An 11,622-nucleotide genomic window follows, 5' to 3' on the forward strand; every position below is an offset into this window, starting at 1 on the left:
TAAATTTACTAAAAAAATTATAATATAATAACGCGCTTGAAAATTTATTGAAATGACAAAAAAAACTTCTAATCATACCCAATCATTGAAAATTCCTAAAATTATCTTATTAACCAGTAAATTAATCTCTTTTATTTCTCCAAAACTAATTACATTATTTGCTGCTAAACTCTTTACAACTCCCATAAAACATAAAATTCCAAAAAGAGAATTAGAAATGGATCGAAATAGCATTCAAAAATTAATTCCAATACCAGCTATTAATAAAGAAGTTGTTTTGTACCAATATGGAAAAAGTGAGAAGAAAATTTTACTAGTTCACGGTTGGTCAGGACGCGGAACACAATTATTTAAAATAGCCGATGAACTGCTAAAAGCTGGATATTCAACCGTTAGTTTTGATGCTCCTGCACATGGAAAATCACCGGGAAAAGATACTATCATGGTCGATTTTATCGCTACAATTTTAGAAATAGATCGACAATTTGGACCATTTGAAGCAGCTATTGGTCATTCATTAGGAGGAATGTCAGTTTTAAATGCAATTAAAAAAGGATTAAAAGTAAATCATGCTGTAGTTATTGGCAGTGGAGACATAGTAGAAGATATTATGGATGATTTTGTAGCAAAATTAGGTCTCAAACCAACAGTGAGTACTCTTTTACGTTTGCATTTTGAAAAAAAATATGGAGAAAAAATGAATAGTTATTCTGCTTTTCTAGCCGCAAAGGAAACCACTATTCCAGTTTTAGTAATTCATGACAACAATGACCCTGAAGTTCCTGTAAAAGCAGGGATTCACATTCATGAATACTTAAAAAATGGGGAGTTATTATTAACCGATGGATTAGGGCATAGAAAAATTCTAGGCAATCCTAAAGTAATTGAAAGAACAATTCAATTCATTCAAAACAAATAAAATATAATTCTATAAAATTAAAAAAATAAATCATGAAATATCCTGTAGAAAAAACCGAACAAGAATGGAAAGAACAATTGGGAGAAGAACGCTATAGAATTCTTCGACAAAAAGGAACTGAATATCCACACACAGGATCTTATAACTTACATTACGAAAAAGGAACCTACTGCTGTGGTGCCTGTGGAGAACCTTTGTTCGAAAGTAATTCTAAATTTGATGCCCATTGCGGTTGGCCTTCATTTGACGAATCTATACCCGGAAAGGTAGAATACATTTCAGATGTTACCCATGGAATGAAACGTACTGAAATCCTTTGTGCTAATTGTGGCAGTCATTTAGGGCATGTATTTGATGACGGACCTACAAAAACCGGACAACGCTATTGTGTCAACTCCTTATCTGTAGATTTTAAAGAATAATACTATGGATTTATTTGGAAATTCTAATGATTGGGCTAAAAATTTAAAACCCATCTTAACTAAATATAAAGGACGAAAGCATCCGCTGGAATATCATAATTTATATCAACTTATGGTGATGGTCGTTTTATCAGCACAAGATTCCGATGCTAATATTAATAAAATTGCACCAGTCCTATTTGAAGCCTATCCTAATATGGAAAGTCTAGCTGTTTCTAATGTTGAAGCATTATTTCCATACATCTCTAAAGTCCGAAATTTTGGAACCAAAGCAAACTGGCTTTTAGAAATAGCGCAAACCATCCAAAAAGACGAAAATATCCCACTTTCTATGGAAGGTTTGGTTGCATTAAAAGGCATTGGAAGAAAATCAGCTAATGTAATTCTACGCGAAGCAAAAATTCCCGCAGAAGGAATCATAGCTGATTTACATGTTATTAGGGTTGCACCAAGAATTGGATTAATCCCAGAAACCAAAGACGGGATTAAAGCTGAAAAACAACTCATGCACGTTTTACCAAGAGAAATCTGGGGCGAAATTGGAATGGCAATTTCATTTTTAGGAAGGGAAATTTGTCGGCCACAACCCAAATGTCTAGAATGTCCTATTAACTCGATTTGTCAGTATTATAAAAAAATAAAAGGGTAAAAAGTGATTCACTCTTTACCCTTTTATATATTTCCGAAATGTAATTTATTATAAAAAAGAAGCTTTAAGTTCTGGTTTTAAACGCTTTTTAGAGGCTTGTTCGTAAGCATAACCCAATCCTATTAACTCCCCTTCCGTATATGGAGTCCCAAAAAATGATAAACCAACGGGTAGATCATAAACCATCCCATTAGGAATCGTAATATGCGGATAACCACTTGCCGCAGCAGGAGAAGTTAAAGAATATCCTCCCCAACGATCGCCGTAAATCATATCAATACTACAAGCAGGTCCCATTGTGATTCCACAAATAGCATCTAACTTATTTTCCTCAAAAACAGCATTTAAAATACCTTTACTTCCTTCAAAACTTACATTTAAAGCATCGGTATATTTTTTATCATCCAATCCTTTTTTTGTATTTGAACTCTCTAGTGTTTCTTGTTTAAAATACGGCATTGCTTTATCTTCATTAGCAGCATTAAAATCAATGACCTCTTTCAGATTTTTTACTTTTGCATTGGCAGTAGCCAAATAGCTGTTCAATCCGTCTTTAAATTCATATTGCAAAACTTCAAATTCAGCTTGACCCAAAGCATTAATTTTCTCCAAATAGTCAATTTCGATAATAATAGCACCTTGTTTTTTTAGAAGGTTGATGGCATCTGCTAAAAGTGCATTAATGTATTTATTATTTCCCTGTGGCTTTTTTTCAATACCAATACGTTTACCTTTCAAAGCATTTATATCTAGAAACGTAGTATAATCTTTCTGCGCTTTTCCTTTACTTTCAAGAGTTACAGAATCATCTTCGTCAATCGCCGTTATTGCACCTAATAAAATGGCAGCATCAGTAACGGTTCTCGCCATTGGACCAGCTGTATCTTGTGTTTTTGAAATTGGAATAATTCCAGATCGACTAACCAAACCAACTGTTGGCTTAATCCCTACAATTCCGTTTACCGAAGCTGGACAAACAATAGAACCATCCGTTTCAGTTCCAACAGCAACTACACAAAGATTAGCTGAAACTGCCGCTCCAGAACCCGCACTTGAACCACATGGATTATGATCTAAAATATATGGATTTTTAGTTTGACCGCCTTTGCTGCTCCATCCGGAACATGATTGAGTTGAACGAAAATTTGCCCATTCGCTTAAATTTGTTTTTCCAATGATTATTGCTCCGGCCTCTCTCAGTTTTTTAACTATAAAAGCATCTTTTGAAGCAATATTTCCTTCCATTGCCAAAGATCCTGCAGTGGTTTGCATTTTATCTGCTGTATCTATATTATCTTTTATTAAAACGGGAATTCCATGTAAAGGGCCTCTGTTTTTACCCGCTTTCAGCTCTTTATCCATTGCAACAGCAATAGCCACTGCATCAGGATTGACTTCGATAACAGAATGCAATTGAGGTCCAGTTGCATCAATAGCTTCTATGCGTTTTAAATATAATTGTACTAATTGTTCCGAAGTATATTTTCCAGAAGCTAATTTCTCCCTTAAACTGCCGATGGTTTCTTCATCCAGTTCAAAGACTACAGAATCTTCAACTGATGCTAAATCTTCATCCTTTTTTGTATTAGACGTGCAACCTGCAATTAAAAGTGTGGTAAGACCTGCAGACGCTAAAGTTGCAGTAGTTAAAAAAGATCTTCTTTTCATAGATTAATCATTTATTTGGATAACTATATATTAAGTAATCTACTAAAGTACTTTATTTTTACCAATTACAATAAATAATCAAATTGAACAAAAGTTAAAGTTTAGATTATAATTGAAGTGGGAATAGAAAACCCTATTCTGGTTAAGGAATAGGGTAAGAGGTGAATTCTAGAGATATTAAAGTTATTTCATAATATAGTTTTAAAAAAAATATTAGGAAAGATTTAAACTCAATTTTTAATATAAATTTGCTCTAGTTCACTGACCCTTTCCTCCAGCAAACCTAATCTATTGGCAAATCTATTTAATATTTTTCTTTCTTTTTCAGCAATTTCACCATCTTTCAACATCTCTTTATACTCTTCTAAATATTCTTTTTCATTTTCTGTAAAATTACTAATAGAAGTTAATATATTTTCTAATTCAGCAGCCCTGTCATTTGAAATTCCTTTTTTTTCTCTAAATCTTTCAAGAATTGATCTTTCTTTCTGGTCAATAATTCCATCATCTTCTAACATGAATTTTATTTCTTCAATATACTCTTTTTCATAGTCATTAGATAATAAAACAATGCTGTTTTTTTGTTCAATTTCTTTGTTTACATCTTGTAGATTTTCTATAGATTCAAACTCAATTTCAATTTCCCATTCAATTGTTTCATTTTGGGTAAATGTATGTTCTATTCATGTATCAACATTAACTTTCGCATCAACAAAAAAGTTTTTAAATGCTACTTTCAAATCTGATTTTTCCTTTTCATTGATTGAATGAGAATTTTTAGAACTCAAAACGTCATGATGTTGAAGTATATTACCATTGATTCTTTGTTGATAAAGTCTATGCCAAGATGTTTCATGAGGGTACCACAATAAATTTTCTGGTATGTACGGTTTTTTTATAGGATTAAATTTTTGCTTTCTTACTCTAGATGCAAATGCATCTTCTTGTTCATTTTTAATTTTATTATTCTCTGCAGACGCACATAACTCATTTTTAATTATACTTTTTCCAAAATTAACATTAGAACTTAAATTATTTGTTGAGCTATTAGTATTATTTGTTTTATTTCCTCTAACAACTCCAATCGTCATCGATTTAGCACCTAAACATTGAATAAAATAAGAAAATTCTTCAAATCGATCATTAAATAATAAAGCTTCATAACTAGCAAAAGGCAAGTAAACCTCTTTTATATATGGATGAGCCATATATAATTCTTCTTTTTTTGGATGATTAAAAGGAAAGGATATATTATCCGGTAAATTATGCCTATTTAGGACAACAAATTCATTTGATAAACTAGGTTTAACACCATCGTTAATCAATATCGTTTTTCTCTTATCATAGTTTAATTCCGGAAAAATTCCTATAAATTTTGAATATGTAGAATTTAATTTCTCTTTAATCGTATTTTTAAACTCTATATCATTCGAATTTTCACAAGAGGTGTGATAATCCTGCATTGAAGAATAATAATTTCCTTCATTTTCATTTAATTCAGCTCTTAAATCAAAAATTGATACACAATAAACATCTGTATAATCTTTAATCAAATTTATTTCATTTAAAAACTTTAAAGCTTCCTTATGTAATCCTAACCCTTGAAGACATAGTGCATTAAAAACACTAAAAAATAATATAACGATAAGTCTGTATCGATAATTGAAGTTAAGTCAAAATTATTTTTTATGAGGTATAATGCTGTTTCAAATTCTCCATTATCTTCGTTTGATATTATATCTTCTAGAATTAGATTTAAATTATTATTATTTTCGTTATTTTGATTATTGAGCTTTTCAATAATATTATTTATTAAACTTACAATATTATTACAGTCATATTCTCCTGAGAGTAAACCAAAATATTCTATTGGAATATCTATAAAATTATTATTAGAGTTAGAAAATACTCTAACATGGAAATTTTGAACAATCTTATCATTGGCGTCTTTTCCTTCAAAATATATCGCCTTTACTTCTTCAATATCATTCCAATAAAAATCGCTTACAAAATCGTTTTTTTTATCCCAACCAGTAGTCTCTTCAATGTTCCTAACACAAAATCTATCCTCTAAAAAAATAGCACACCAAATATATGTTCTGGCTGATTCGAAAAAGCCCCCGGGAACAAAATCTTGATCATAGAGTGCTAATAGTATTTCTATATCCTTATCAATATTATTAATCTCTCTAATTTTATAGAGAATCTCTTTTGGGATACCATCCAACCCTTTGCCAGAATTAATAAAAATATATACTTTATCACTTGAAATTATATTAACAATTTCTTCTAAAATTAAGTTTTCTACAGTATTCATAATTATTTATAAAATTAATTAAAAAACAGAACTATAAAGCCGGAGCGTGTTTACCTTTTCCATTCCCATCTGGATGACGGCTACATGAGCTTCCTGTCAAACTTGAAATACTAGAAGAGGAAGTGCCACAATATTTACAACTGTATTTAGCTTTCTCACTGCCTTCATATAATTTGTGTTTACCTTTTCCATTCCCAAGTGGGTGACGAGAACAAGAACTTGAGGTTAAACTCGAAATGCTGGAACTTTTAGTACCACAGTATTCACAATAAAAATTTGACATTGTTTATGATTTTTGGTTAGTTAATTATACTTTTTTCCAAAAATAGAATTTCTTTTCTGCTACAATTATTCATCTTATGAAAGGTACTTTTATAGCGATGAAAGTATCATTTTGGGCTATATAGTACTTTATGGTATTTAAACACATTAAATCCAAACTCCAGAAACTATATTCCTACACAAGAAAAAACGAAACTAAAATGGAAGTCAAAATTAGGTACGTAAACGCATGCACAAACTTTCGTTGAGGATGTTTGTAATAAATAATATCATTTTTTAAAAAAATTCTAACGATCAACATAAATTCGCTTTCAAATAGTTTTGATAAATTATTGTTTAAAACATGTATGGCGGTTAATTGAGTGTCTTTTTCTAGTGAGAAATTTTGCTTATTATTTTTATCTGCAGTTTCATTAAACCCAATAATACTATCATTATAATAATTTCTTAAAAATCCTCTATCCTGATCTTCTTCCTCTTCAATATTCTTTAACACAAAGAACCAGGAGCAAATCAAAAAACTGAGTAGAATAAAATATATTGGAAAATCAAATTCTGAACCAGTCAATAAATTAAAATGGTATATTCCAAAGCCAATATTAGAAAGGAAAAGCGACTTGTAGGGTGAATTTGATTTAGCTTCAATAATGAAACTTATCAAAACGATACCAAAAGCGCTGTAAGAAACAACATTAAAATTTTGCAGATGCAAAAAAATAGAATCCATAATTAACACTGTATTATTCAATTTATAATAATGTGATATTTTGAAAGAACGGGAAATGCTTTCCCTGACAATTCCCTTTAGGATGAAACGGACATAAAAAGCTTGTTAAACTCAAAATGTTATTGCTTTTGGAACCACAATTTTCACAGTAATACTTTTCCATGCGATTTGGACTTTAATTTATCTACTTTATATCAAAAATATAAGATTACAGCAGGCAAAATTAAAACATCTTATGAAAGGTACTTTTTAGGTTATGAAAGAGTAATATTGGTTCGTAAACGTAAAAGGCTCCTATCCAAAATTGGACAAGAGCCTTTTAAAATTATTCATTTAAAAATTTAAACCTTCAACCTTATTGTAACTGTCGTTCCGTTATTTTCTGTTAACTGAATGTCAACAGGATTCACATTCGAATTTTGTAAAAGAGAAAGTCTTTCTTTAATCAACTGAATGCCTTTTGACTGATGAATTTTTATTTTTTTAGAAGCTTTTAAGCTCATTCCATTGTCAATAATTTTACATTCTAAAATATTTTTAGACAACATCTCAAAAGAAATAGTCAATTTTGGAGCAGGATGAGAAGCATTAAAAGCGTGAACAAAAACATTTTCAATAAAAGGCTGCAGCAACATCGTTGGAATTTTGGAATGATAAAGGTCAACTTCATTACCGATGTTAAATTCAGTTTCAATTCGGTTATCAAAACGCATATTTTCAATAATAATATAAGACTTCAAATAATCAATTTCCTCTTCAATAGTTATTGTTTGTTTAGAGGAATTTTCTAGTGTTTTACGAATTAACTTAGCAAACCCACCGATGTATTTTAACGAATTATCTATGTCATTACTGATAATATAATCTTGTATAGCATTCATGGCGTTAAAGGTAAAATGAGGATTCATTTGACTTAACAATGCCTCCAGTTTGGTTTCTGCAATACGCTTTTGAATAACTGCTTTTTCTCTTGATTTCTTTTTAGATTTAAAAATCAAATAGACTAAAATATTAAAAAGAACCAATACAACAAGAGCAATAAACCACCAAGTCATCCAAAATGGAGGCTCAATCTGAATTTTTAATAATTTAAAAACAGTTGCTTTTCCTGCATTCGAATCAAAAACTTCAACCTCTAAATTATAATTACCATAAGACAAATAAGGCAAAAATAGGTTTGTTTTTTCGCTATATGGACTCCATCTATTTGAACTCTTTAGACGATATCGAAATTTTAATTTATTAGGAAAAGCATGTCCTTTTGGAATAAAATCAATAGAAAAGGAATTGTCTTTATAGTCACAAATTAATTCTTTTGATTTAAAGCGAAACCATTTATAATTAGAGGAATTTATGGGAATATTATTGATTGCGATTGCTGAAATTACCATCTCTGACACTGTCATTTGCGGTGCTGTTAATCGCTCTAAATCAATTGTATAATATCCTTTTTTAGTTCCTAACCACAATTGCTTATCAAAAATTTGCGAAGTGGTAACTGCTGCATCTTTTAATCCTTGTTCCTTATCAATCAATCGGGCTATACCTCCCTTATAGAGGTTAATTCCTTTTTCAGTACCAATAAGAATAAAATCTTTATACGATTCTAGAAATAGAATAGTGTTACCTACTATCTCTTTTTTATAAATAGTTTTTAAAATTTTAAAAGCCTTTGAATCATCGACAATAAAAACATTTCCAAATTCGGCAGCTAAAATAAGTTGCCCTTTACTGTTAGTTGTAATATGCTTGAACTTATTCTCTTTCCAGATGCCTTCCGATAAATAAGAATGAAAGTCATTATTTTTATAGACATACAATCCGTTAAAAACGGATAGCAAATACGTTTTATCTTTGTTAGTAAGAATCTTAACAATATACTGAGGAGTGTTTTTTTCAAACTTTGAAAAATGTTTATTAACTACGCTGTGAATATTGTCATATAGCCTGGTACCTGCATAAGTTATGGTTTCTATGAATTTACCATCATATGTAAAACCAATTTTCAAGCTGTGTTTAGGTAAATAATTTATAATATTTCCTAAACTGTTAATTTCAAATATCCCTATATTACTTCCTATCCAAAAAGAATTATTGTTTTTAACGATTTCATAAAATTCGATGCCACTGGCTGGAATAGCAAAATCCAATTCAAAATCTCTCGACTCAATTCCTTGCTTATTGGTAACTTTATGTCCTTTTTTTAAAAAATTTGATTGAAAATTTTTAAAATCAAATAAAGAAATAGTTTTTGCAATTCTACTATTTGAATCTAAAATAGTTAAACCCTTATTGTGCAAAATCAATCTCTGCTTTCCTAGATTTTCAAAATCTATTACTGATTTAGTATCAAATAAATTGTAATCAATTATTTTGTCTAAGCGAACTTCATAAATTCCTTTATCATTGGAACCTACATATAATATATCCTTGGATTTATCATACACTACATTTAGCAAAATTTTAGAATCTATTCCATAAAATTCCGAAACATCAAGCATTTTGTCATTCTCAACTTTATAAAGTCCGCCATCTGGCTTGTAAACTCCCCAAGCCGCAGCAAAAATGGTATTGCGTTTGTCTTTCGCATATTGCCAAACAAAAGATTTTCCAAATTTTATTGAGGACCTTTTGCCTTTTAAAACTTCATCAATACCAAATTTATCTATAGAACCCTCATTGCTACTATAAAGAGTTGATCCATAAAGTCCTAATCCATAAGTATTTTTATGCAAAAGAACAGGAATAATTATTGGAAATGAACCAGATTCGTCAATTTTAAACAAACCATCAAAAATAGTAGCAAAATATACTTCATTACCGTATTCAAAAAAGGATATACTAATAAAATCTTCTTTGTGAGGCGGTACTTTTGGATTGACTAATTTATTAGTATTAATATCAATAATCGAAACCCCTTGTTCTGTACCTACATACATTTTATTTTTATAAGGAAATACTTTTCGGGTTTTATCAGCTAATAAACCATTTTTTGTTGTAAAAATAGTGAATTTTTTACCATCAAATTTACTGATTCCTCCACCATAACTGGCAAACCACATGTTTCCATTTCCATCTTGATTAATATCCCAACAGCTGTTGTGACCCAAACCATCAGTTTCATCTAGATTAGAAAATGAACCATTCTCCATCCTGGAAACACCATTTTCAGCTCCAATCCATAAAATATTTTTTGAATCCAAAAATAAAGAACGAACAGCATTATTAGGTAATCCATCTGTAGTAGAATAGTTCTTTGAAGGATAATACTGTCCCAAAATAAGACTTGGAAAAAATAGAAGGCCGAAAAAAAGGATTAACTTATTTAGAAATCGCATCAATTAATTCTTTTTTGGTAAATGATTTATCCGATACAGGAATTTTATCACCAGTAATCATTTCTAAGATAAACTCATCAGACCTGAAACTAACTACAAAATTGATGTTAATTAGAAAACTTCTGTGAACTCTTAAAAAATTAGCGGAATGAAGCAGTTCACAGGTCTCTTTAAACGATTTCGAAGTAAAATAATTTTTATCCAAAGTATGGACTGTAGTATAAGCCCCATCAGATTTACAAAAGACAATTGTATTAGCTTGAACTACTTCAAAACCCGTTTTTGAGGGAAAAACAATTCTCTCTTTACCTGTATTTTGATTGGCAATATTTTCAGCTAATAATTTATAACGATCAAAATTATTTTTCTCTGATTTTACTCTCTTAACGCGAGTAATAGCCGATTTAAAACCTTCAATATCAATGGGTTTAATGAGATAATCTATAGCGCTATTTTTAATAGCATCTATAGCATATTCCTTATGAGCTGTCGTGAAAATTATTTCAAATGGAATAGATTCAAAATTTTTTAAAAGTTCAAAACCATTTTCCTCTGGCATTTGAATATCTAAAAAAACAATATCTGGATTGTGTTTTTTAATTGAAGTAACTGCTTTTTTAACAGAGTCACATTCATCAACAATTTCAATTTTATTATTGTATAAATGGTTACATAATTTTTTCAAAAAACTACGTGCATGTGATTCATCGTCAACTATTATTGCTTTTAGTTTCATTAAATGGAATATTTAAGCTAAAAATACTACATATTAAAGAAGAAACCTACCTATTTCGAACATTAAAAACATTTATAAACAAAAAAAACTATTTAACTGAATCGATATGATTCTTAAAAGAAATAAATTGTAGAATTCGCTACAATAAAAAATTTATAGTAATTCTTCAGTTAAAAATGTGTAAAAAAAAACTTCACCAGCATTAAACTGATGAAGCTTATTGTACTCAGAGCGGGACTTGAACCCGCACGAACATTGCTGTTCACTGGATTTTAAGTCCAGCGTGTCTACCAATTTCACCATCCGAGCATTTTTGTGGTACCTCCAGGGATCGAACCAGGGACACATGGATTTTCAGTCCATTGCTCTACCATCTGAGCTAAGGTACCATTATACTTTTCAATAATGAAGAAGTATGAATAAAAAAGCCCATCTTTTCAGATAGGCTTTTCAAAGAAAGGCGACGACATACTCTCCCACATAACTGCAGTACCATCTGCGCAGGCGGGCTTAACTACTCTGTTCGGGATGGGAAGAGGTGAGCCCCGCCGCAATAACCACCTT

At 30.4% G+C, this 11,622-nt stretch carries 11 protein-coding genes, 2 tRNA genes and 1 rRNA gene; 3 read left to right on the top strand and 11 right to left on the bottom strand.

What is annotated here, in order from left to right; all coding sequences use genetic code 11:
* Positions 1-52: 52 nt before the first annotated feature.
* The 3 genes from ACNQF8_RS12375 to ACNQF8_RS12385 are packed head-to-tail and all read left to right on the top strand — an operon-like array spanning position 53 to position 1,990.
* Positions 53-919, top strand: coding sequence for an alpha/beta hydrolase (locus ACNQF8_RS12375; RefSeq protein ID WP_417952557.1), 867 nt, complete (start codon positions 53-55; stop codon positions 917-919).
* 32 nt (positions 920-951) lie between these two features.
* Positions 952-1,341 carry a peptide-methionine (R)-S-oxide reductase MsrB gene (msrB, locus tag ACNQF8_RS12380; protein ID WP_315211857.1) on the top strand — a complete coding sequence of 130 codons (390 nt, stop codon included), beginning with the start codon at positions 952-954 and terminating at the stop codon, positions 1,339-1,341.
* 4 nt (positions 1,342-1,345) lie between these two features.
* Entirely contained in the window at positions 1,346-1,990 is a 645-nt protein-coding gene (locus ACNQF8_RS12385) for an endonuclease III domain-containing protein (RefSeq protein WP_417952558.1), read from the top strand.
* A 48-nt stretch (positions 1,991-2,038) separates the two neighbouring features.
* Here ACNQF8_RS12385 and ACNQF8_RS12390 read toward each other — a convergent pair whose 3' ends face one another.
* From ACNQF8_RS12390 to rrf, 11 genes are all read right to left on the bottom strand, one after another.
* The gene (locus ACNQF8_RS12390; protein ID WP_417952560.1) at positions 2,039-3,658 is read right to left on the bottom strand and encodes an amidase; all 1,620 of its coding nucleotides are present in this window, start codon (positions 3,656-3,658) and stop codon (positions 2,039-2,041) included.
* A 230-nt stretch (positions 3,659-3,888) separates the two neighbouring features.
* Positions 3,889-4,176: a hypothetical protein gene (locus tag ACNQF8_RS12395; RefSeq protein ID WP_417953661.1), complete on the bottom strand. Its 288-nt coding sequence runs from the start codon at positions 4,174-4,176 to the stop codon at positions 3,889-3,891.
* 165 nt (positions 4,177-4,341) lie between these two features.
* Positions 4,342-5,211, bottom strand: a complete 870-nt coding sequence (locus ACNQF8_RS12400) for a hypothetical protein (RefSeq protein ID WP_417953662.1) — start codon at positions 5,209-5,211, stop codon at positions 4,342-4,344.
* 41 nt (positions 5,212-5,252) lie between these two features.
* Positions 5,253-5,975, bottom strand: coding sequence for a hypothetical protein (locus ACNQF8_RS12405; protein ID WP_417953663.1), 723 nt, complete (start codon positions 5,973-5,975; stop codon positions 5,253-5,255).
* 31 nt (positions 5,976-6,006) lie between these two features.
* Complete coding sequence (locus ACNQF8_RS12410) at positions 6,007-6,258, bottom strand: hypothetical protein (RefSeq protein WP_417952562.1); 252 nt, start codon at positions 6,256-6,258, stop codon at positions 6,007-6,009.
* Between the two features lie 174 nt (positions 6,259-6,432).
* Positions 6,433-6,984, bottom strand: a complete 552-nt coding sequence (locus tag ACNQF8_RS12415; RefSeq protein ID WP_417953664.1) for a hypothetical protein — start codon at positions 6,982-6,984, stop codon at positions 6,433-6,435.
* A 341-nt stretch (positions 6,985-7,325) separates the two neighbouring features.
* Positions 7,326-10,262 carry a sensor histidine kinase gene (locus ACNQF8_RS12420; RefSeq protein WP_417953665.1) on the bottom strand — a complete coding sequence of 979 codons (2,937 nt, stop codon included), beginning with the start codon at positions 10,260-10,262 and terminating at the stop codon, positions 7,326-7,328.
* Between the two features lie 43 nt (positions 10,263-10,305).
* Positions 10,306-11,058, bottom strand: a complete 753-nt coding sequence (locus tag ACNQF8_RS12425; protein ID WP_417952565.1) for a LytR/AlgR family response regulator transcription factor — start codon at positions 11,056-11,058, stop codon at positions 10,306-10,308.
* Positions 11,059-11,281: 223 nt separating this feature from the next.
* Positions 11,282-11,367 (bottom strand) — tRNA-Leu (locus ACNQF8_RS12430).
* Between the two features lie 7 nt (positions 11,368-11,374).
* Positions 11,375-11,447: transfer RNA gene (locus ACNQF8_RS12435), tRNA-Phe, on the bottom strand.
* 66 nt (positions 11,448-11,513) lie between these two features.
* Positions 11,514-11,622 (bottom strand): 5S ribosomal RNA (gene rrf, locus ACNQF8_RS12440).

Source organism: Flavobacterium labens (assembly GCF_048286755.1).
GTDB lineage: Bacteria > Bacteroidota > Bacteroidia > Flavobacteriales > Flavobacteriaceae > Flavobacterium.

Coding starts and splice junctions, on each gene's coding strand:
- ACNQF8_RS12375 (WP_417952557.1), top strand. CDS start 53: ATGACAAAAAAAACTTCTAATCATACCCAATCATTGAAAATTCCTAAA.
- msrB (WP_315211857.1), top strand. CDS start 952: ATGAAATATCCTGTAGAAAAAACCGAACAAGAATGGAAAGAACAATTG.
- ACNQF8_RS12385 (WP_417952558.1), top strand. CDS start 1,346: ATGGATTTATTTGGAAATTCTAATGATTGGGCTAAAAATTTAAAACCC.
- ACNQF8_RS12390 (WP_417952560.1), bottom strand. CDS start 3,658: ATGAAAAGAAGATCTTTTTTAACTACTGCAACTTTAGCGTCTGCAGGT.
- ACNQF8_RS12395 (WP_417953661.1), bottom strand. CDS start 4,176: ATGTTAGAAGATGATGGAATTATTGACCAGAAAGAAAGATCAATTCTT.
- ACNQF8_RS12405 (WP_417953663.1), bottom strand. CDS start 5,975: ATGAATACTGTAGAAAACTTAATTTTAGAAGAAATTGTTAATATAATT.
- ACNQF8_RS12410 (WP_417952562.1), bottom strand. CDS start 6,258: ATGTCAAATTTTTATTGTGAATACTGTGGTACTAAAAGTTCCAGCATT.
- ACNQF8_RS12415 (WP_417953664.1), bottom strand. CDS start 6,984: ATGGATTCTATTTTTTTGCATCTGCAAAATTTTAATGTTGTTTCTTAC.
- ACNQF8_RS12425 (WP_417952565.1), bottom strand. CDS start 11,058: ATGAAACTAAAAGCAATAATAGTTGACGATGAATCACATGCACGTAGT.